The following is a 19,454-nucleotide window of genomic DNA, read 5'->3' as shown; positions in this document are numbered from 1 at the left end:
AAGCCGGGTTTCCCCGGCTTTTTCACATCAGCAATGTCAGCTGGCTTTGCGCTCGTGCGCCTGGCGATACTCCACCAGATCTTCAATCGTCACCACCGGCATGTTGTGCAGACGGGCAAAGGTGATGCACTCCGGCGCGCGCGCCATGGTGCCGTCATCGTTGGTGAGTTCGCACAGCACGCCAGCCGGTTTGAAGCCAGCCAGCGTCACCAGGTCGATGGTCGCTTCGGTGTGGCCACCACGGGTCAGCACGCCGCCCGGCTGCGCACGCAGCGGGAAAACGTGGCCTGGACGGTGGAGATCGGATGGTTTTGCGTTATCGGCAATCGCTGCACGTACGGTAGTCAGACGGTCAGCCGCCGACACGCCGGTAGTCACGCCGTGCGCCGCTTCAATGGTCACGGTAAAACCGGTTCCGAAGGCGCTGGTGTTGTTTTCAACCATCATCGGCAGATCGAGCTGCTGGCGGCGGTCTTCGTTAATGCACAGGCATACGATGCCGCTGCCGTGACGAATAGTCAGCGCCATCTGCTCAACGGTCATATTTTCGGCGGCAAAAATCATGTCGCCTTCGTTTTCACGATTTTCATCGTCAAGCACCATCACACCGCGGCCTTCGCGCAGTGCATCCAGTGCATGTTCAACACGTTGAATTGAAGTGCCAAAAGAGGAAAGTAGCGTCTGATTCATGGTAAAAAAACCTCATTAACTTTATGGTTACCAGAATCAGGGCAGTCTTAGGAGCGCCGTACAAGCGGCAAAAAAATAACGTGAGCGGGCCATGCCCGACTGGATCGTTACTCTCTCCCATCCGGACTTTAACCGTCGGCCCCGGAATTACACCGGATCTGCTGACCTTTGAGAATTCACCCAAAGCGCTCGCGGGCTTTCAGCGTTAGGCTGATTTACCGCCGGTGGGGAATTTCGCCCCGCCCTGAGAATAAGCGAGATAACTATAACGCTATTGATTAACCTGGGCAATGCATAAGCTTCAAACAAATCTGCTTTATCCTGGGTCATGACGCGCTACAATGTTCATCAACACCGACTTATCAAGGGAAGCCATTATGATTGACCCGAAAAAAATTGAGCAGATCGCGCGTCAGGTTCATGAGTCCATGCCGAAAGGCATTCGTGAATTTGGTGATGACGTTGAGAAGAAAATCCGCCAGACGCTGCAGGCGCAGCTGGTTCGCCTTGATTTAGTCAGCCGCGAAGAGTTTGACGTGCAGACCCAGGTTCTGCTGCGCACCCGCGAGAAGCTGGCGCTGCTGGAACAGCGTCTGAGCGAGCTGGAAAACCGTAATGCGCCGGAAGACGTGAAGCCGGCACCGGCTATTCCACCGGTGGATGACCAGGCATAACTGCGGCCTGATGCCCTCACCCCAGCCCTCTCCCACAGGGAGAGGGAGAAAAACGAACGGGCCAACTGGCCCGTTTTTTACTGACTGTCTTTCTGGATCTTCTTGATGATGTTGGTGGTTGAGCACCCGTCCTCGAAGTTGAGCACCATCACCTCACCGCCGTTGGCCCAGACCTCTTCGCTGCCCGCGATCTGCTCCGGCTTGTAATCCCCGCCCTTCACCAGCAGGTCTGGCAGAATGCCGGCAATCAGGCGCTGCGGGGTATCTTCTTCAAACGACACCACCCAGTCCACCGCTTCCAGCGCGCCAAGCACAATCATACGCTGCTCAAGCGGGTTCACCGGACGCGTTTCGCCCTTCAGGCGTTTGGTCGACGCATCGCTGTTCACTGCCACAATGAGGCGATCGCCCAGCTTGCGCGCGTTCGCCAGATACGACACGTGGCCCGCGTGCAGGATGTCGAACACGCCGTTGGTCATCACCACTTTTTCACCACGCTTGCGCGCGGCGGCGACGGCCACCTTCAGCTCGTCTTCGGTCATCACCCCAAAACCGGTGTCGGCGCGGCCGCGCACCGCGTTTTCCAGCTCGATTGGCGAAACGGTTGAAGTACCCAGTTTACCCACCACCACGCCCGCCGCGGCGTTAGCGAAGTAGCACGCCTCTTCCAGGGAGTTACCCGCCGCCAGCGTCGCCGCCAGCACGCCGATCACCGTATCGCCGGCGCCGGTCACGTCGTACACTTCCTGCGCCTGGGTTGGCATATGCAGCGGCGCTTTGCCCGGCTGCAGCAGCGTCATCCCCTGCTCGGAGCGGGTCACCAGCAGCGCGGACAGCTCGAAATCAGCGATGATTTTCATGCCGCGCTCAACCAGTTCATCTTCGGTTTTGCACTTGCCCGCCACCGCTTCAAACTCGGAGAGGTTTGGCGTCAGCAGCGTCGCGCCGCGATAGCGTTCAAAATCGGTGCCTTTTGGGTCGATCAGCACCGGTACGCTGGCTTTGCGCGCCAGCTGAATCATCGTTTGCACGCTCGCCAGCGCGCCTTTGGCGTAGTCAGACAGCACCAGCGCGCCGATATTACCCAGCGCCTGATTGATGCGCTCGTGCAGCGGCTCAGGATCAACGCCTTCAAAGCCTTCTTCAAAATCGAGGCGGATCAGCTGCTGGTTGCGCGACAGCACGCGCAGTTTCGTAATCGTTGGGTGGGTCGGAACAGAAACGAAGTCGCACTTCACGTTCACGTCCGCCAGCGACTTGCTCAGCGCGCGCGCCGCATCGTCGATACCGGTCAGGCCCACCAGACGCGAGTGCGCGCCCAGAGAGGCAATGTTCATCGCCACGTTTGCCGCGCCGCCGGGACGCTCTTCAATGGTGTCGACCTTAACCACCGGTACCGGCGCTTCCGGGGAGATGCGGCTGGTAGGCCCATACCAGTAGCGATCCAGCATCACATCCCCGACAACCATTACTCCAGCACGTTCAAACTCTGGCAGTGTTACTTTCATTCCTGACTCCAGAAAGATTCACAATTTGCGCGCGATAATATCACACTTGTTTTGTTACGCACGGTTCCACCAGCCACTTCTGCCAGCTTGTGGTGACCTGCGCGCGTTCTTCAGCGAAACACGCCAGCGCCACATGGCCCGGCTGCTCCTGCAACGCCAGGTGATGAAGCTCATCGCGCAGCGTGGTGTAGGCGCGGGTTAAGGCCTGCGCCTCCTGCTCGTCCATAATGTCGTTTTGCGCCAGCAGCTCCAGAATGCGCACGTTATCGGACCAGCGCGTCAGCTTCGGCTTGTCGTGGGCGTGCAGCAGCACCAGGTACTGAGTGATAAATTCAATATCGGTAATTCCGCCTTCATCGGCTTTGATATCAAAGCGATCGCGGTGTTTATTCCCGAGATGGGCACGCATTTTTTCGCGCATCTCCCGCACCTCGGTTTGCAGCGTGCTGCCCTCGCGAAGGGTGGTCATGACGGCCTTGCGAATGGCATCGAACCGGGCGTGAAGCTGCGGATCGCCGTAGACCACGCGAGCGCGCACCAGCGCCTGATGCTCCCACGTCCAGGCTTCATTCTTCTGGTAATCGGCAAACGCGTCCGTTGAGGTCACCAGCATACCCGCCGCGCCGGACGGGCGCAGGCGCGCGTCCACTTCGTACAGAATGCCTGACGAGGTGCGGGTGCTGAACAGGTGCATGATGCGCTGGGCCAGGCGCAGATAGAACTGACGCCCGTCAATCTCGCGCTCGCCGTCGGTCATCACGTCCGCCGGGCAGTCGTGCAGGAAAATTAAATCCAGATCGGAGCTGTAGCCCAGCTCCCAGCCGCCCAGCTTGCCGTAACCGACCACGGCGAACCCTCGCCCCTCACGGTCGGCAAGGTGCTTCGGCTGGCCGTAGCGCGCCACCATCTGCACCCACGCCTGATGGACAACCGCATCGATAATCGCTTCCGCCAGCCAGGTTAAGTGATCGCTCACTTTCATCACCGGCAGCGTACCGGCGATATCCGCTGCCGCCACGCGCAGCATCTGAGCCTGCTTAAACTGACGCAGCGCCTCCAGCTGCTGCTCTTCGTCCTCTTCCGGCACGCGCAGCAGGTACTGACGCAGCTCGTCGCGATAGGCGTCCGTCGCCGTCGGCTGATAGAGCGTGTTCGGGTCGAGCAGTTCGTCCAGCAGCAGCGGGTAGCGCGCCAGCTTGTTGGCCACCATCGGCGACGCGGCGCAGAGGGAAATCAGGTGCTTCAGCGCCCCCGGAAACTCGCTTAGCAGCTCAAGATAGGTAGTACGGGTGATGATCCCGCTCAGCAGCGGCATCATGCGCGACAGCGGCACCGGCGCATCCTCGCGCGAGCAGACCTCGCTCAGCAGGTGCGGCATCAGGTGATCCAGCACCTGACGACCGCGCGGCCCAATGGCGCGCTTGTTCAGTTCGAGACGGAAATCGGCAATTAAAGCCACCACGCGGTGGCGGGCGTCGTCGCTTAGGTGCGCCAGTACCGGCGTGGTGTCATCTTCCTGAAGCGCGTCCTGCCACAGCTCGCGCCAGTGCTCGGAAAGCGCATCGTCCGGCGATTCGCTTTCGTCGTCGCCGATCAAATCGTTAAAGATGCGGCGAACGCCTGCCATATGGGCATCCAGCCGTTCAGTCAACGTTGACCAGCCGTCCACGCGCATGCCCCAGGCCAGGCGCGCCCGGTTAAGGTCATCGCCCGGCAGGGTCTGGGTCTGTTCGTCGTTGATGCTTTGCAGCAGGTTTTCCAGGCGGCGCAGGAACAGATAGGCCTCGCGCAGGGTTTGCGCGTCGCCGTCCGGCAGCAGATGCAGCTGCTCAATGGCGCTCAGCGTCGGCAGCAGCGAGCGGGACTGCAGCGACGGCTCGCGCCCGCCGCGGATCAGCTGGAAGACCTGAACGATAAATTCGATTTCGCGGATGCCGCCCGCGCCAAGCTTGATGTTGTCCTTCAGGCCGCGACGGCGCACCTCGCGGGCGATCATCCCTTTCATATTGCGCAGGGACTGGATCACGCTGAAGTCAATGTAGCGGCGGAACACAAACGGGCGCAGCATGGCGCGCAGCTCGTTGGCGTAAGCGTCGTCGCTGTCGCCCATGATCCGCGCTTTGACCATCGCGTAACGCTCCCAGTCGCGCCCCTGCTCCTGGTAATAATCTTCCAGCGCGGCGAAGCTCAGCACCAGCGGGCCGCTGTCGCCAAACGGACGCAGGCGCATGTCCACGCGGTAAACAAAGCCGTCCTGCGTCGGCTGGTCCAGCGCCTTAATCAGACGCTGCCCGAGCCGGGTAAAGAACTGGGCGTTATCCAGCTCGCGACGACCGCCTCGCGTGGAGCCGTTCTCCGGCCAGGCAAAGATCAGGTCGATATCCGAGGAGAAGTTCAGCTCGCAGCCGCCCAGCTTGCCCATTCCCAGAATCAACAGCGGCTGCGGAACCCCTTCTTCGCTGCACGGCGTGCCCCACTCTTTACAGCAGGCGGCGTAGAGCCAGTCCCGCGCGGCGACAATCAGCGTCTGCGCCAGCTCGCTCAGCTGCTGCAAGGTGCTCGCTTCACTCACCAGCTCCAGCGCCTGCGCCCAGGCAATGCGCACCATCACCCGGCGGCGGAACTGACGCAGAACGCGCATCAGCGTGGCTTCATCCGCCACCTCCGCCAGCGCGGTTTGCAGCCAGCCGGCATAGTGCCGCCACTCGTCAGCCTGCGGCGGCGCGCTTTCCAGCTCGGCCAGCCAGTCCGGATTGGCGCTGACGCTCTCCTGCACAAAATCACTGAACGTAAGCACGCTTTTCGCCTGCTCGCTTAACGATGATGCGGGTAACGACTCGGGCAGACGTTCGCAAACGGTCTGCCAGTGCTGCTGTAACTGCGAAGAAAGCGGCATATCAGGGGTTCCTTGCCAGAATTAACGTTTTCCGCTGTGCAGCCAGTACGGATCCTGCGAAATGGCTTCGTTGCGGAAATGCTCGATCTCAATCTGCTGACGGGTCTCAATGGCATGCTTAAGTCCCTGCCAGTTCTCCAGCCAGGCCTGCGCCTTCACGCCCTCATACGCACCGGACAGCAGCAACATGCTGTCGATGTTACGCGCCAGGCGGGGAAGCTGGTCGCCATACTGGTCGCCCAGCGGATGCGCGAAGGTGGTTCTCAGCTCGGCGGCGTGGCGGGAAAGATGGATATCCGCGAAGCGTTTAAAGTTGTCCGCGATTTTGGTCTGCGCTTTTGCATCGAGGAAGGCGCGCCAGCCGCGCGTCACCAGAAACTCGGTCAGGGCCAGTTTTGCCGCGGCATTTTGCGGGCTGTAAAGCGCGGTTTGCGCCGACACGTCGGAAAGCAGCAGCGTCTCGGTCTGGGTCAGCAGATCGCGTAAGTGAGCGCTAGCTTTACGTGGAACGATACCACCAAACAGCGTCAGGGTATGACGCACCAGACCAATAGCGGCCAGCACCTGTTTCCTGGCATTTTTCACGTTACGCGCCCACAGCTCCTCATGGTACTGCCACTGAGAGAGCGCAAGTTCCAGCGCCGCTTCCATGCCCTGCTCAATGCTGGATTTCGGGACGACGCGAAGAATCGGGGTCTCTCTCAGCGCGCGTGGCGCATTTCCGGCAGCCAGGTGGTAGCCGCGCGCCGCTTTGCTCAGGCTGCCCTGGCGTAAACCCGGCTGGCTTACCAGCTTGCGCGCCAGCTTCAGCACGTCGCTCGCATCCCCTTCCAGCAGTTCCAGCTCCAGCTCGCAGATCGGTTCCTGGAACTCACCCGCCTTCACCTCGCCTAAATCCAGCGCGATTTCAATGCGGCTCTTGCCTTCCGTCACCAGCCATTTCTCGCGAGCGAAATCGGTGCTGAACAGCGGCTGCACCTGCCCTGCCAGCGTGGCGGGCAGTTCGCCTTCCGGCCAGACTTCCGCCGGGAAACGTTCCAGCTCAAGTTCTGGCTTACTGATGTCGATATTGTATTCCGGGCGCTGATGCAAACCGCCGACCACGCGGCCGGCGATTTTCATCGTCATCTCGTAGCGTCCGTTTGCGCCGCGGATGCGTAGCCCCATATCGTGGTTGCGCAGCCAGTTGTCCGGCGTTTCGTAGTAGATGTTGAGCAACTGTACGGGTTCATGGTGCTCGCCGGAGAGGGTATTCAGATGCTGACGGAGCGCGTCAACGCTGTCTTTTTCGACGATAAATTTTAATTCGATTTCCTGAGCCATAGCCTTGTACTTTTGCGGGCGTCACAGACGCGTCAATGAGGGCGAACTTCCTCGCCATTTGTTTGTCAGTACATAGTATTTTGCGCCAAATTGCCATGCAATGAGCAATTTGTCGGGCGTAAATGTGTAGAGTCGTGACACAGATGATTCTGATTGCTGATGAATGCTTTGCGTAGAGACACTGTTGCCACTACTATCGTTCCACTTTTTATGAAAATAACGACTAATGATGCTTAAATTACGCCTGATTGGACTTACTTTACTCGCTTTTAGCGCCGCAACCGCAGTGCACGCTGAAGAGAAGCGTTACGTTTCTGACGAACTGAACACCTGGGTACGCAGTGGCCCCGGAGATAATTATCGCCTCGTGGGCACGGTGAATGCCGGCGAGGAAGTTACCCTGTTACAGACCAACGCGGAGACCAATTACGGTCAGGTTCGCGACAGTTCCGGCCGTACCTCCTGGATCCCGATGAAAGAGCTGAGCACCGTGCCAAGCCTGCGCACCCGCGTGCCGGATCTGGAAAACCAGGTGAAGACCCTGACCGACAAGCTGAACAACATCGACGGGACCTGGAACCAGCGCACCGCCGAAATGCAGCAGAAAGTGGCGCAGAGCGACGGCGTGATCAACGGTCTGAAAGAAGAAAATCAGAAGCTCAAAAACGAGCTGATCGTCGCGCAGAAAAAAGTGAACGCCGCGAACCTGCAGCTTGATGACAAACAGCGCACCATTATCATGCAGTGGTTTATGTATGGCGGCGGCGTGCTGGGCGTTGGTCTGGTGCTGGGCCTGGTCCTGCCGCATCTGATCCCAAGCCGTAAGCGTAAAGATCGCTGGATGAACTAATTCGTCTTCTCTGCCAGACTTACGTATCATTCTGGAAAAGAGAAAACGGGAGAGTTGGGCGTGAAGAGTTATCTGGTCGGTGGTGCGGTACGTGATGCGTTGTTAGGTCTGCCGGTCAAAGATAAAGACTGGGTGGTGGTGGGCGCCACCCCGGAAGAGATGCTCGACGCGGGCTACCAGCAGGTAGGCCGCGATTTTCCCGTGTTTCTGCACCCGAAAAGCCGGGAAGAGTACGCCCTGGCGCGTACCGAGCGGAAATCCGGTTCCGGCTATACGGGCTTCACCTGCTACGCCGCGCCGGATGTGACGCTGGAGCAGGATTTGCTGCGCCGCGATCTCACCATTAACGCCCTGGCCCAGGACGAAAACGGTCATATCATCGACGCCTACGGCGGGCAGGATGACCTGCGCGACCGTCTTTTACGTCACGTCTCCCCGGCATTTTCTGAAGATCCGCTCCGCGTGCTGCGCGTGGCGCGCTTTGCCGCGCGTTACGCCCATCTGAGCTTCCGTATTGCGGATGAGACGATGGCGTTGATGACGGCCATGACCGAGGCGGGCGAACTGGAACACCTGACGCCGGAGCGCGTCTGGAAAGAGACGGAAAACGCCCTCACCACCCGCAACCCGCAGGTCTTTTTCCAGGTCCTGCGCGACTGCGGCGCGCTGAGGGTGCTGTTCCCGGAAATCGACGCGCTGTTTGGCGTCCCCGCGCCGGCGAAATGGCACCCGGAAATTGATACGGGCGTGCACACGCTGATGACCCTGAGCATGGCCGCCATGCTCAGCCCTGAGGTGGACGTACGCTTTTCCACCCTGTGCCACGATCTCGGCAAAGGCTTAACGCCGAAAGAGTTCTGGCCGCGCCATCACGGGCACGGTCCGGCGGGCGTAAAGCTGGTTGACGGGCTCTGCCAGCGTCTGCGCGTGCCGAATGACATCCGCGATCTGGCAAAGCTGGTCGCCGAGTTCCACGACCTGATCCATACCTTCCCGATCCTGAAGCCCGCCACCATCGTGAAGCTGTTCGATAATATCGACGCCTGGCGCAAGCCGCAGCGCGTGGAGCAGATTGCGCTCACCAGCGAAGCCGACGTTCGCGGCCGCACCGGGTTTGAAGCGTCCGATTACCCGCAGGGGTGCTTGCTGCGCGAAGCGTGGGAAGTCGCAAAAGCGGTGCCAACGAAAGACGTGGTTGAGGCAGGATTTAAAGGCCCGGAGATTCGCGAGGAGCTGACCAAACGGCGAATTGACGCGGTTACCGCGTGGAAGGAAAAGCGTTGCCCTCAGCCGAAAGAGTGAGGGCAACCCGTTATCAGAAGAAGACCACGTACACCGCAGCGGCAACGATAAAGCGGTAAATTGCGAACGGAATGAACGAGATACGCTTGATCAGCTGCAGGAAGGTTTTGATGGCAATCAGCGCCACGATAAAGGCGGTGATGAAGCCCACGGCGAACATCGGAATGTCGCCTGTGGTCAGGAAGCCAATGCTTTTGTAAAGGTCCAGCGCGGTGGCGCCCATCATCATCGGCACCGCCAGCAGGAACGAGAACTCAGACGCCGCGTAACGGCTCACGCCCATCAGCATCCCGCCTGAAATGGTCGCACCTGAACGAGAGAAGCCCGGCCACAGCGCCAGACACTGGAAGCAGCCAATGATAAATGCCTGACGGTAGGTCATATCGTCCAGGCCTTCCGCACGCGGGACTTTTGGCTTCAGCACTTCGGCGGCAATCAGCAGGAAGCCCCCCACCACCAGCGCGTACATGACGTTAATCGGGTTAAACAGCGATTTAATCGTGTCGTGGAAGACCAGCCCCAGCACCACCGCCGGGATCATCCCGAGCAGGATGTGGATCAGCGTCAGGCGGCCCTTGCCCTCTCCTTCACGCTGCGGCAGACGGCCAAAATGGATGCCGATCAGGCCAAACAGGCGACGCCAGAACATCACCACCACCGCCAGGATAGAGCCCAGCTGAATCACCACCTCAAACGTCTTTGCGGTATCGCCTTCAAAGCCCAGCAGATGGCCAACGATAATCATATGGCCCGTACTGGAAACCGGCAAAAACTCCGTCAATCCTTCGACCACACCCAGAATTGCCGCCACCAGCAGCGAGTGCATATCGCTCATCTATAAACCCCTAAAAAAAGATATAAAAAACGGTGTCCACGCGGACCACCGTGAAAGATACAGCCTTAAGACCGATATAACCTAAAATGGTTTAGCTATTATGACGTTAAATCTTCCCTTTCAGATTTGTGCCACGCTCGATAATCACGCCCACGTTGGTCGCGCGCGCCACCGCACCCGGCTTGCTCAGCTTGATGCGTACCCACGGTGAGTTGAATTTGGTCAGCAGCAGGTCCGCCACCTCTTCCGCCACGCGTTCCACCAGTGCAAAACGCTGCCCTTCCACGTGGCCGATCACCGCTTCGCTGATGTCGGCATAGCTCAGACAGTCATTCACGTCATCGCTTTTTGCCGATTTGCGGTTATCCCATCCCATTTCGATATCGAACACCAGTTTCTGCTCGATGGTCTGTTCCCAGTCGTAAACACCAATTGTGGTGATTACCGAAAGTTGCTCTATAAATACAATATCCATCACGACCTGCCTGCTTTTTGGCTAAACCGGATACCACTTCCGGCGAATTATGCGTATTATCCACAGATGCTGAGAATACAGATACATTTTCAAAACGGAACAGCGTTATGAGTGCAATCGCGCCTGGAATGATCCTCCTCGCCTATCTTTGCGGCTCAATCTCCAGCGCCATTCTGGTCTGCCGCATTGCCGGGTTACCTGACCCGCGTGAAAGTGGTTCCGGGAATCCGGGAGCGACCAACGTGCTTCGAATTGGCGGCAAGGGAGCAGCCGTAGCGGTTTTGATTTTTGATGTTCTGAAAGGGATGCTGCCCGTCTGGGGCGCCTATGCGCTGGGCGTCACGCCGTTCTGGCTTGGTCTTATCGCCATCGCCGCCTGCGTCGGCCATATCTGGCCCGTATTCTTTGGTTTTAAAGGCGGCAAAGGGGTGGCGACCGCCTTTGGTGCCATTGCGCCCATCGGCTGGGACTTAACCGGCGTCATGGCCGGGACCTGGCTGCTGACCATTCTGCTGAGCGGCTATTCGTCGCTGGGGGCCATCGTCAGCGCGCTGATCGCGCCGTTCTACGTCTGGTGGTTCAAACCCCAGTTCACCTTCCCGGTGTCGATGCTCTCCTGCCTGATCCTGCTGCGTCATCACGACAATATTCAGCGCCTGTGGCGTCGTCAGGAAACCAAGATCTGGACGAAGCTCAAGCGTAAGAAGAAAGACGCTAAATAAAGCGTTCGTTATGCCTTATAACCAAATGTGATTTTGGTCACCTTCTGCCTGTGGTAACTGTTAGAGACACAACACAACCACACAAAAAGAAAAATGACAGAAATCACAGATACAACTCCCCTTTCAACGGCAGGAAGCACCCCGGATGGCGACATCAAGTGGGTGCGCAGCGCATCGGACGTATCCCGTCTCGTAAACGACGGCTCACAGGGCCGGGCCAACGCCCGGATCGTGGTGGGTATCGCGCTGGGCGGGATTTTCCTCGATGCCTACGATCTGGGCGCGCTGGCGTTCGGCATTAAAGACATCACCCGCGAATTTAACCTGACGCCCGCCGGTACCGGCATGGTGGCCTCGGCGATTACCTTTGGAGCCATTGTCGGGGCGCTGCTCGGTGGTTACCTCACGGATAAAATCGGGCGCTACCGCGTGTTTATGGCTGATATGGTGTTCTTCGTGGTGGCCGCTATCGCCTGTGCTCTCGCTCCGAATGAATATGTGCTGGCGGGCGCGCGCTTTGTGATGGGGCTCGGCGTGGGGATCGATCTTCCCGTGGCGATGGCGTTCCTGAGCGAATTTGCCAGGCTCAAAGGGCCCGGAAACAAGGCCTCCAGCGTCGCGATGTGGTGTCCCACCTGGTATGCGGCCATCAGCGTTTCCTACCTGCTGGTGCTGTTCTTCTACGCCGTGCTGCCGGAAAGCCACAGCGACTGGCTGTGGCGTTTGATTCTCGGCTTTGGCGCGGTGCCCGCACTGGTGATTATCGCCATCCGCAGCCGCTACATGAGCGAATCGCCGGTTTGGGCGGCGAATCAGGGCAACCTGAAAGAGGCGGCGTCCATTTTGCGGCAGTCGTACAATATTAACGCCCACGTCCCGCAGGATGCGCTCACCCAGCCAGCGCCTGTCGTGAATAAAGCCAAATGGTCGAACTATCTGAACCTGTTCCGCGGCATATACCTGCGGCGTACCACGCTCGCCACGCTGCTATCCGTCGTCTCCTCGTTCGCCTATAACGCCGTGGCCTTTGGCCTGCCGGTGATTATTTCAAGCTTCTTTGTGCAGTCGATGCTGACCACCATTCTGATCTCGCTGGCGCTTAACCTGCTGTTTGCGTTTGTCGGCGGATTACTGGCGGTGCGCTACGTGCCGCGCTTCGGCGCGTGGCGGATGTCGCTGGCGGGTTACGCCTGCCAGCTTGTGGCGCTGCTAGGGCTGGCGCTGATTGGCCGACCGGAAGGTGCCTCTGAAGGGGTGCTTGCCGTGGCGATGCTGGCGCTGTTCCTGTTCGGTCAGGGATTTGGCCCGGGCGCGCATACCATGACGTTTGCCTCGCTGAGCTACCCGACCTCCCTGCGCGGCGTGGGCGTGGGTCTCAACCAGACGCTGATGCGCAGCAGCTCCACGCTGTCGCTGTTCCTGTTCCCGCTGCTGGTCGCGTCGCTCGACACCGCCGTGTTCTGGGTGATTGCGCTGGCGCCGTTTATCGGCCTGGCGTCATTGCTGGCGATCCGCTGGGAGCCGTCCGGCTATGACGTGGATGCGGAGGACTACCGGTAACGACACATCGCTTCGGTGGGTTCCCCCCCACCGAAGTGCGCTTATAAATCCTCCAGCAGCGTTCGGGAGAGTTTTTTTAGCATTTCCAGCTCATCATCATTCATCCGCATGCTGCAGCGAATCTGGTCCGGCAGCGCCATCACCTGCTTTTTCAGTTCGTTCGCCTTATCGGTCAATACGACATTTTTCATCCTTTCATCCCCCAAAACCGCGATACGGTTGAGAAACCCTTTTGCCTCAAGCTTCTGAACCAGCGGGGTCAACGTGCCTGAATCAAAATAGGTTTTATCGCTGAGATCGCGAAGCGGGATGTTGTCTTTTTCATAAAGCGCCATCAAAACAACAAATTGCGGATAGGTCAGATCCATCTCCTGCAGCAGGGGGCGATACTGGCGCACGAACGCATTGGTGACCGAGTACAGCGAGAAGCACAATAAATCATCTAGCGTTTTGTTTTCTTTCATTTTTCTTTCAACCCTGAATCTGTTGTCTAAAAAAAATTATAAATAATGTTTGACTAAAAGTATCTTGCGCGCAAGTATTATATCAACAACTAAGTAGCGCACTACTTAGTTATCCGATCAAATACGTTAAAAGGGGTACCACCATGAAAACATTAACTGCCATACTGGTTTCTTCCGTCTTCGCGTCAGCCGCGGCATCCGCTCAAACCACCAATACTCCAGCCCCGACAGCAGGCGTACAGGCATTTCTTGATGTCCTGAATGCGGGCAAAGGGAAACCGATGGAACAGATGACCCCGCAGGAGGCCCGCCAGGTACTTATTGGCGCACAGCAAGGTGCAAAACTGCCGCCCGCTCAGGTGACTGAAAAAACGATCCAGGTCAATGGCCAGACGATCGCCCTTAAAATTGTGAAGCCTGAACATGCTGCCGGTACGCTCCCGGTATTTATGTTCTTCCACGGTGGCGGTTGGGTGCTGGGTGATTTTCCAACCCACGAACGTTTAATCCGCGATCTGGTTCGCGCGTCTGGCACCGCAGCGGTTTACGTTGACTACACACCGTCACCTGAGGCCCATTTCCCGGTGGCAATCAATCAGGCCTATGAAGCGACAAAATGGGTCGCCGAGCACGGCCAGGAAATTGGCGTGGACGGTAGCCGTCTGGGCCTGGTTGGTAACAGCGTGGGCGGCAACATGGTGGCCTCCGTGGCGTTGCAGGCCAAACAGTTCAATGGGCCAAAAATTCGCTACAACGTGATGCTCTGGCCAGTGACGGACGCCAGCTTTGATACGGCTTCCTATCACCAGTTCGAAAACGGCTATTTCCTGTCGAAAAACATGATGAAATGGTTCTGGGATAACTACACCACCAGCGCTGCCGACCGCAACAATATCCTTGCCTCTCCGCTTCGCGCCAGCACTGCACAGTTGAAAGGCTTCCCGGAGACGCTGATTCAGACAGCTGAGCTGGACGTTCTGCGGGATGAAGGTGAAGCTTTCGGACGTAAACTGGATGCGGCTGGCGTCCCGGTGACCGTCACGCGCTATAACGGCATGATCCACGATTACGGCCTGCTTAACCCGCTGAGCCAGGAGCCAACGGTTAAAGTCGCCCTTGAGCAGGCAGGTGCAGCATTGCATGACCACCTGAAATAGGATCCTCATGCTTCACGCTGAGCACGGCCCCGGGCCGTGCTTTTTTATTTCCTCTATCCATAAGCGACTCATATGACAGCCTTCATTTCCACCAGGGCATACTGAAACGACCCCGATGATGCGCAGATGGAAGCAGCATGTTAGCAGCTCAGGTCACTGATAATACGTATAAAGGCTGGCAGGCGTCGCTTGCCCTGCAGTTTTGTCACGCCCCTGAGAAAACCCTCCTGCGTTCCGCGCGTCACGTCGGGCCGCTTACCGTTCAGCGGCCGTTTTACCCTGAAGGGGAAACGTGCCACCTTTACCTGCTGCACCCGCCCGGCGGCGTTGTGGGGGGCGATACGCTGGACATTTCCGTTCGGCTCGACGCCAAAAGCCACGCGCTTATCACCATGCCCGGCGCCAGCAAGTTCTACCGCAGCAGCGGCCCGCAGGCGCGTCTGAGCCAGCACTTTTATCTTGATGAAAACGCCACGCTGGAGTGGCTGCCGCAGGACACCATTATCTTTCCCGGCGCGAACGCCGCGCTGCGTTCCGTCTTCCACCTGAAGGCCTCCAGCACGCTGCTGGCGTGGGAGCTGTACTGCCTGGGCCGCCCGGTGATAAACGAAACCTTCAGCCACGGCACGCTGGAGAGCCGCCTTGAGGTGTGGGTGGATGACGAACCGCGCCTGATTGAGCGCCAGCACCTCAGCGACGGCGATCTCACGCCCGTTGCCGGACACCCGTGGATCGGCACCCTGCTGTTCTATCCGGCCCGGGAAGAACATCTCAACACGGCGCGCGCGCTGCTCGCGCCTCTGGGCCATTTTGCGGGGGCAACGCTCACCGACGATCTGCTGTCGGTGCGTTTTCTCGCCCACGACAATCTGATTTGCCAGCGGGCGATGCGCGACATCTGGCAGTCGCTTCGCCCGCTTCTCACTACCAAAACCGCCTGTTCGCCGCGTATCTGGCAGACATAAGAGAACCGTTATGGAACTGACCCCCAGAGAAAAAGACAAGCTGTTGCTGTTCACCGCCGCGCTGGTTGCCGAACGCCGCCTTGCGCGCGGGGTAAAGCTCAACTATCCGGAATCGGTCGCGCTGATCAGCGCCTTTATTATGGAAGGCGCGCGTGATGGCGAAACCGTCGCCTCGCTGATGGAGGCGGGCCGCCACGTCCTGACGCGGGATCAGGTGATGGAGGGCGTGCCGGAGATGATCCCGGATATTCAGGTGGAAGCCACCTTCCCGGACGGCTCCAAGCTCGTCACCGTCCACAACCCGATCGTGTAAGGAGCGCGTGATGATCCCAGGGGAATACCAGATCCAGCCCGGCACTATTGCGATCAACGTCGGGCGTGAAACCCAAAGCGTCGTTGTCGAAAACCACGGCGACAGGCCGATCCAGGTCGGCTCGCACTACCACTTCTACGAGGTCAACCCGGCGCTGAAGTTTAACCGGGAAGCCACCAAAGGCTACCGGCTGAACATCCCGGCGGGCACCGCCGTGCGCTTCGAGCCGGGGCAGAAGCGGGAAGTGACGCTGGTTCAGGTCACGGGCGCGCAGCGCATTTTCGGCTTTCGCGGCGAGGTAATGGGCGAGGTGAAACATGGCTGAGATTTCACGCCGGGCGTATGCCGACATGTTCGGCCCAACCACCGGGGACAAGGTGCGGCTGGCGGACAGCGAGCTGTGGATCGAAGTGGAAGACGATCTCACGGTCTACGGCGAAGAGGTGAAATTCGGCGGCGGGAAGGTGATCCGCGACGGCATGGGTCAGGGGCAGATGACCGCAAAAGACTGTGTGGATCTGGTTCTCACCAACGCGCTGATCGTCGATCACTGGGGGATCGTGAAGGCCGATATCGGCGTGAAGAACGGACGGATCTTCGCCGTCGGCAAAGCCGGGAACCCGGACATTCAGCCCGGCGTCACGATCCCGATCGGCGCCGCGACGGAAGTGATTGCCGCCGAGGGGAAGATCGTCACCGCCGGCGGGATCGACACCCACATCCACTGGATCTGCCCCCAGCAGGCGGAAGAGGCGCTGGTCTCCGGCGTCACCACCATGATCGGCGGCGGTACCGGTCCGGCGGCGGGCACCAACGCCACCACCTGCACGCCGGGGCCGTGGTATATCGCCCGCATGCTGCAGGCCGCCGATACGCTGCCGGTGAATATTGGCCTGCTCGGCAAAGGTAACGGCTCCAACCCGGACGCCCTGCGCGAGCAGATCGCCGCCGGCGCCATCGGGCTGAAGATCCACGAAGACTGGGGCGCGACGCCCGCGGCGATTAACTGCTCGCTGGAGGTGGCCGAAGAGATGGATATTCAGGTGGCGCTGCACAGCGACACGCTGAACGAGTCCGGGTTTGTCGAAGACACGCTGGCGGCTATTGCCGGGCGCACCATCCACACCTTCCACACCGAAGGGGCAGGCGGCGGCCACGCGCCGGATATCATCACCGCCTGCGCGCACCCGAATATACTGCCCTCCTCCACCAACCCGACCCTGCCCTACACGGTGAACACCATCGACGAGCATCTCGACATGCTGATGGTTTGCCATCACCTCGATCCGGATATCGCCGAGGACGTGGCGTTTGCCGAATCCCGCATTCGCCGGGAGACCATCGCCGCGGAAGACGTGCTGCACGATATCGGCGCGTTCTCGCTTACCTCGTCAGATTCACAGGCCATGGGCCGCGTGGGGGAAGTGATAATCCGCACCTGGCAGGTGGCGCACCGCATGAAGGTTCAGCGCGGCGCGCTGCCGGAAGAGACGGGCGAAAACGACAACTTCCGCGTGAAGCGCTATGTCGCCAAATACACCATTAACCCGGCGCTGACCCACGGCATCGCCCATGAGGTCGGTTCGGTTGAGGCGGGCAAGCTGGCGGATCTGGTGGTCTGGTCCCCGGCGTTCTTCGGCGTCAAGCCCGCCACCATCGTCAAGGGCGGGATGATCGCCTGCGCGCCGATGGGCGACATCAACGCCTCGATCCCCACTCCGCAGCCGGTCCATTACCGCCCGATGTTTGGATCGCTGGGCGCCGCCCGCCACGCCACGCGCCTGACGTTTATCTCAAAGGCCGCCAGTGCGAACGGCATCCCGCAGCAGCTCAACCTGCAAAGCGCCACGGCGGTGGTGAAAGGCTGCCGGACGGTGAAAAAGGCGGACATGATCCACAACGGCCTGCAGCCGAATATCACCGTCGATTCGCAAACCTACGAGGTGCGCGTCGACGGCGAACTGATAACCAGCGAACCGGCCGACGTTCTGCCGATGGCGCAACGCTATTTCCTGTTTTAAGGAGTGAAGATGATCTACTTAACCCAACGCCTGGACCACGCGCACCCGATCACCGCCAGCGTCACGCTGCCGATTGACGTGCGGGTAAAAAGCCGCGCCCGCGTGTCGCTGAACGACGGTCGCGAAGCCGGGCTGATGCTGCCGCGCGGCCTGCTGCTGCGCGGGGGCGACCTGCTGACCACCGACGACGGCAGCGAGGTCATAGAAGTGATCGCCGCTCCGGAGTCGGTTTCCGTGGTGCGCTGCGTCGATCCGTTCCTGCTGGCCCGCGCCTGCTATCACCTGGGCAACCGCCACGTGCCGCTGCAGGTCATGCCCGGCGAGCTGCGCTATCACCACGACCACGTTCTCGACGACATGCTGCGCCAGTTCGGGCTGGAGGTAACCTCCGCCAGCCTGCCGTTTGAGCCGGAAGCGGGCGCTTACGCCAGCGATGCCCACAGCCATAGCCATTCTCACGCCCATTCACATTAAGGACTCATCATGCGCAAGTATTTACCGCTGTTACTGCTGGCCGTTTCCGTTCCCGCGCTCGCGCATCCGGGACACGGTACCGACAGCTTCCAGGCCGGCTTTCTCCATCCGCTGACCGGGCTCGATCACCTGCTGATGCTGACGGGGGCAGGCGTTCTCTCGGCGCTGAGCGGCCGCAAGCTCCTGCTGCCGTTTGCCACCCTCGGGATGATGCTCGCTGGCGCCATTGCGGGAAGCCTGCTCGGCGGCTTCAGCGGCATGGAGATGCTGATTATCGCCTCGCTGGCGGTCTGCGGCGTGATGATGTTTAAAACCGAAAACCGCCTGCTGCTGGCGGTGCCTGCCCTGGCGATGTTCCACGGCTGGGCGCACGGCGTGGAGATGTCCGGCCACAGCTTCTGGCTTTTCACCAGCGGGTTTATGTTCGCCAGCGCCACGGTGCTGTGCGCGAGCTTCGCGGCGGGATTGCTGCTGCGCCGTCACGACGGCCTGCGTAAAACCTTCGGCGGCGGGCTGATCGTCTCCGCCCTGCTGGCGCTGATGAGCTGATGGAACTCACCCGCCAGTGGCTGCGCCTGATGCAGCTCTCGAGCAGCAGCCTGCCGGTCGGGTCGTTTACCTGGTCTCAGGGTCTGGAGTGGGCCGTGGAGGCGGGCTGGGTCACGAACGCCGACGCGTTCAGACGCTGGCAGATCCAGCAGATGGAGCAGAGCTTTTTCTGCGTCGATGTGCCGCTGTTTATCCGGCTGTTCCGGGCCTGCGAGCAGCAGGATCTGGCGACGGCCAAACGCTGGACGGCATACCTGCTCGCCTGCCGGGAAACGCGCGAGCTGCGCGAAGAGGAGCGCAACCGTGGGGCGGCCTTTACGCGTCTGATTAAAAGCTGGGAGCCGAACTGCCCGGCAGAGTGGCTGCCGCTGTTTGCGCAGAGCCAGCTCTGCGGCATGGCGTGGCTCGGCGTGCGCTGGGGCATTGCCGCGCGCGAGCTGGCGCTGAGCCTCGGCTACAGCTGGATTGAAAGCGCGGTGATGGCGGGCGTCAAGCTGGTCCCCTTCGGGCAACAGGCCGCGCAGCAGCTGATTATCGAGCTGAGCGACCATTTCGCCGCCGGGCTTGAACAGGCATTTTTGCGCGGAGATGACGAGACAGGCGCGGCGACGCCGCTCTCCGCCATCGCCTCCGCGCGCCACGAAACCCAATATTCACGACTATTCCGTTCCTGAGG

The 19,454-nt window shown here is 59.8% G+C and carries 20 protein-coding genes and 1 riboswitch; of the genes, 13 read left to right on the top strand and 7 right to left on the bottom strand.

Going from position 1 to position 19,454, the window contains the following annotated elements:
• Nucleotides 1–36: 36 nt before the first annotated feature.
• Nucleotides 37–690, bottom strand: coding sequence for a 3,4-dihydroxy-2-butanone-4-phosphate synthase (ribB, locus tag OSH03_RS10880; protein ID WP_253543305.1), 654 nt, complete (start codon nt 688–690; stop codon nt 37–39).
• A gap of 105 nt (nt 691–795) precedes the next feature.
• Nucleotides 796–946, bottom strand: a riboswitch (FMN riboswitch).
• A 121-nt stretch (nt 947–1,067) separates the two neighbouring features.
• Here ribB and ubiK point away from each other — a divergent pair.
• Nucleotides 1,068–1,364 carry a ubiquinone biosynthesis accessory factor UbiK gene (ubiK, locus tag OSH03_RS10875; protein ID WP_266179029.1) on the top strand — a complete coding sequence of 99 codons (297 nt, stop codon included), beginning with the start codon at nt 1,068–1,070 and terminating at the stop codon, nt 1,362–1,364.
• Nucleotides 1,365–1,441: 77 nt separating this feature from the next.
• Here ubiK and hldE read toward each other — a convergent pair whose 3' ends face one another.
• The 3 genes from hldE to OSH03_RS10860 are packed head-to-tail and all read right to left on the bottom strand — an operon-like array spanning nt 1,442 to nt 7,091.
• Entirely contained in the window at nt 1,442–2,872 is a 1,431-nt protein-coding gene (hldE, locus tag OSH03_RS10870) for a bifunctional D-glycero-beta-D-manno-heptose-7-phosphate kinase/D-glycero-beta-D-manno-heptose 1-phosphate adenylyltransferase HldE (RefSeq protein WP_061097033.1), read from the bottom strand.
• Nucleotides 2,873–2,912: 40 nt separating this feature from the next.
• Nucleotides 2,913–5,768 carry a bifunctional [glutamate--ammonia ligase]-adenylyl-L-tyrosine phosphorylase/[glutamate--ammonia-ligase] adenylyltransferase gene (glnE, locus tag OSH03_RS10865; RefSeq protein WP_266179028.1) on the bottom strand — a complete coding sequence of 952 codons (2,856 nt, stop codon included), beginning with the start codon at nt 5,766–5,768 and terminating at the stop codon, nt 2,913–2,915.
• Between the two features lie 21 nt (nt 5,769–5,789).
• On the bottom strand, nt 5,790–7,091 hold the full coding sequence (locus OSH03_RS10860) for a CYTH domain-containing protein (protein ID WP_266179027.1): 1,302 nt from the start codon (nt 7,089–7,091) through the stop codon (nt 5,790–5,792).
• A 229-nt stretch (nt 7,092–7,320) separates the two neighbouring features.
• Between OSH03_RS10860 and OSH03_RS10855 the strand changes: the two genes are divergently transcribed.
• Nucleotides 7,321–7,941 (top strand): TIGR04211 family SH3 domain-containing protein, encoded by a 621-nt coding sequence (locus OSH03_RS10855; protein ID WP_028014457.1) that lies wholly within the window; start codon nt 7,321–7,323, stop codon nt 7,939–7,941.
• A 60-nt stretch (nt 7,942–8,001) separates the two neighbouring features.
• The gene (locus OSH03_RS10850) at nt 8,002–9,243 is read left to right on the top strand and encodes a multifunctional CCA addition/repair protein (RefSeq protein WP_266179026.1); all 1,242 of its coding nucleotides are present in this window, start codon (nt 8,002–8,004) and stop codon (nt 9,241–9,243) included.
• A gap of 13 nt (nt 9,244–9,256) precedes the next feature.
• On the opposite strand, the gene bacA is transcribed toward OSH03_RS10850, so the two are convergent.
• Together bacA and folB are read right to left on the bottom strand one after the other, a co-directional pair.
• Entirely contained in the window at nt 9,257–10,078 is an 822-nt protein-coding gene (gene bacA, locus OSH03_RS10845; protein WP_028014459.1) for an undecaprenyl-diphosphate phosphatase, read from the bottom strand.
• Nucleotides 10,079–10,184: 106 nt separating this feature from the next.
• Complete coding sequence (gene folB, locus OSH03_RS10840; protein ID WP_266179025.1) at nt 10,185–10,553, bottom strand: bifunctional dihydroneopterin aldolase/7,8-dihydroneopterin epimerase; 369 nt, start codon at nt 10,551–10,553, stop codon at nt 10,185–10,187.
• A gap of 107 nt (nt 10,554–10,660) precedes the next feature.
• Between folB and plsY the strand changes: the two genes are divergently transcribed.
• Both plsY and OSH03_RS10830 read left to right on the top strand, forming a co-directional pair.
• Nucleotides 10,661–11,275, top strand: a complete 615-nt coding sequence (gene plsY, locus OSH03_RS10835; protein ID WP_061097029.1) for a glycerol-3-phosphate 1-O-acyltransferase PlsY — start codon at nt 10,661–10,663, stop codon at nt 11,273–11,275.
• Nucleotides 11,276–11,368: 93 nt separating this feature from the next.
• The gene (locus OSH03_RS10830; RefSeq protein ID WP_266179024.1) at nt 11,369–12,835 is read left to right on the top strand and encodes an MFS transporter; all 1,467 of its coding nucleotides are present in this window, start codon (nt 11,369–11,371) and stop codon (nt 12,833–12,835) included.
• A 41-nt stretch (nt 12,836–12,876) separates the two neighbouring features.
• Here OSH03_RS10830 and OSH03_RS10825 read toward each other — a convergent pair whose 3' ends face one another.
• Nucleotides 12,877–13,299 carry a MarR family winged helix-turn-helix transcriptional regulator gene (locus OSH03_RS10825; RefSeq protein ID WP_151414043.1) on the bottom strand — a complete coding sequence of 141 codons (423 nt, stop codon included), beginning with the start codon at nt 13,297–13,299 and terminating at the stop codon, nt 12,877–12,879.
• 143 nt (nt 13,300–13,442) lie between these two features.
• On the opposite strand from OSH03_RS10825, the gene OSH03_RS10820 reads away from it, so the two are divergent.
• From OSH03_RS10820 to OSH03_RS10785, 8 genes are all read left to right on the top strand, one after another.
• Nucleotides 13,443–14,456 (top strand): alpha/beta hydrolase, encoded by a 1,014-nt coding sequence (locus OSH03_RS10820; RefSeq protein ID WP_266179023.1) that lies wholly within the window; start codon nt 13,443–13,445, stop codon nt 14,454–14,456.
• Between the two features lie 137 nt (nt 14,457–14,593).
• The gene (locus OSH03_RS10815; RefSeq protein ID WP_266179022.1) at nt 14,594–15,421 is read left to right on the top strand and encodes an urease accessory protein UreD; all 828 of its coding nucleotides are present in this window, start codon (nt 14,594–14,596) and stop codon (nt 15,419–15,421) included.
• A 10-nt stretch (nt 15,422–15,431) separates the two neighbouring features.
• On the top strand, nt 15,432–15,734 hold the full coding sequence (locus OSH03_RS10810) for an urease subunit gamma (protein ID WP_003862556.1): 303 nt from the start codon (nt 15,432–15,434) through the stop codon (nt 15,732–15,734).
• 10 nt (nt 15,735–15,744) lie between these two features.
• Nucleotides 15,745–16,059, top strand: a complete 315-nt coding sequence (locus tag OSH03_RS10805) for an urease subunit beta (protein ID WP_061097024.1) — start codon at nt 15,745–15,747, stop codon at nt 16,057–16,059.
• Entirely contained in the window at nt 16,052–17,755 is a 1,704-nt protein-coding gene (gene ureC / locus OSH03_RS10800; protein ID WP_266179021.1) for an urease subunit alpha, read from the top strand. The genes OSH03_RS10805 and ureC overlap by 8 nt, the downstream gene beginning before the upstream one ends.
• 9 nt (nt 17,756–17,764) lie before the next feature.
• A complete protein-coding gene (gene ureE / locus OSH03_RS10795; protein WP_266179020.1) occupies nt 17,765–18,229 on the top strand; it encodes an urease accessory protein UreE in 465 nt (154 codons plus the stop codon).
• A 9-nt stretch (nt 18,230–18,238) separates the two neighbouring features.
• Nucleotides 18,239–18,778 (top strand): HupE/UreJ family protein, encoded by a 540-nt coding sequence (locus tag OSH03_RS10790; protein ID WP_266179019.1) that lies wholly within the window; start codon nt 18,239–18,241, stop codon nt 18,776–18,778.
• Entirely contained in the window at nt 18,778–19,452 is a 675-nt protein-coding gene (locus OSH03_RS10785) for an urease accessory protein UreF (protein ID WP_266179018.1), read from the top strand. The genes OSH03_RS10790 and OSH03_RS10785 overlap by 1 nt, the downstream gene beginning before the upstream one ends.
• Nucleotides 19,453–19,454 lie beyond the last annotated feature (2 nt).

It is taken from the genome of Enterobacter nematophilus, from assembly GCF_026344075.1.
Lineage (GTDB): Bacteria > Pseudomonadota > Gammaproteobacteria > Enterobacterales > Enterobacteriaceae > Enterobacter > Enterobacter nematophilus.
The sequence above is the reverse complement of the archived record's forward strand: the minus strand, read 5'-3'. Positions and strand labels throughout refer to the sequence as shown.

Bases quoted from the DNA above. Each gene is read 5' to 3' on its own strand.
- glnE (WP_266179028.1), bottom strand. From the start codon at position 5,768: ATGCCGCTTTCTTCGCAGTTACAGCAGCACTGGCAGACCGTTTGCGAA.
- OSH03_RS10825 (WP_151414043.1), bottom strand. From the start codon at position 13,299: ATGAAAGAAAACAAAACGCTAGATGATTTATTGTGCTTCTCGCTGTAC.
- folB (WP_266179025.1), bottom strand. From the start codon at position 10,553: ATGGATATTGTATTTATAGAGCAACTTTCGGTAATCACCACAATTGGT.
- ureC (WP_266179021.1), top strand. From the start codon at position 16,052: ATGGCTGAGATTTCACGCCGGGCGTATGCCGACATGTTCGGCCCAACC.
- OSH03_RS10855 (WP_028014457.1), top strand. From the start codon at position 7,321: ATGCTTAAATTACGCCTGATTGGACTTACTTTACTCGCTTTTAGCGCC.
- hldE (WP_061097033.1), bottom strand. From the start codon at position 2,872: ATGAAAGTAACACTGCCAGAGTTTGAACGTGCTGGAGTAATGGTTGTC.
- bacA (WP_028014459.1), bottom strand. From the start codon at position 10,078: ATGAGCGATATGCACTCGCTGCTGGTGGCGGCAATTCTGGGTGTGGTC.
- OSH03_RS10805 (WP_061097024.1), top strand. From the start codon at position 15,745: ATGATCCCAGGGGAATACCAGATCCAGCCCGGCACTATTGCGATCAAC.
- ureE (WP_266179020.1), top strand. From the start codon at position 17,765: ATGATCTACTTAACCCAACGCCTGGACCACGCGCACCCGATCACCGCC.
- ubiK (WP_266179029.1), top strand. From the start codon at position 1,068: ATGATTGACCCGAAAAAAATTGAGCAGATCGCGCGTCAGGTTCATGAG.
- OSH03_RS10785 (WP_266179018.1), top strand. From the start codon at position 18,778: ATGGAACTCACCCGCCAGTGGCTGCGCCTGATGCAGCTCTCGAGCAGC.
- OSH03_RS10820 (WP_266179023.1), top strand. From the start codon at position 13,443: ATGAAAACATTAACTGCCATACTGGTTTCTTCCGTCTTCGCGTCAGCC.
- OSH03_RS10860 (WP_266179027.1), bottom strand. From the start codon at position 7,091: ATGGCTCAGGAAATCGAATTAAAATTTATCGTCGAAAAAGACAGCGTT.
- OSH03_RS10790 (WP_266179019.1), top strand. From the start codon at position 18,239: ATGCGCAAGTATTTACCGCTGTTACTGCTGGCCGTTTCCGTTCCCGCG.
- OSH03_RS10830 (WP_266179024.1), top strand. From the start codon at position 11,369: ATGACAGAAATCACAGATACAACTCCCCTTTCAACGGCAGGAAGCACC.
- OSH03_RS10810 (WP_003862556.1), top strand. From the start codon at position 15,432: ATGGAACTGACCCCCAGAGAAAAAGACAAGCTGTTGCTGTTCACCGCC.
- OSH03_RS10815 (WP_266179022.1), top strand. From the start codon at position 14,594: ATGTTAGCAGCTCAGGTCACTGATAATACGTATAAAGGCTGGCAGGCG.
- ribB (WP_253543305.1), bottom strand. From the start codon at position 690: ATGAATCAGACGCTACTTTCCTCTTTTGGCACTTCAATTCAACGTGTT.
- plsY (WP_061097029.1), top strand. From the start codon at position 10,661: ATGAGTGCAATCGCGCCTGGAATGATCCTCCTCGCCTATCTTTGCGGC.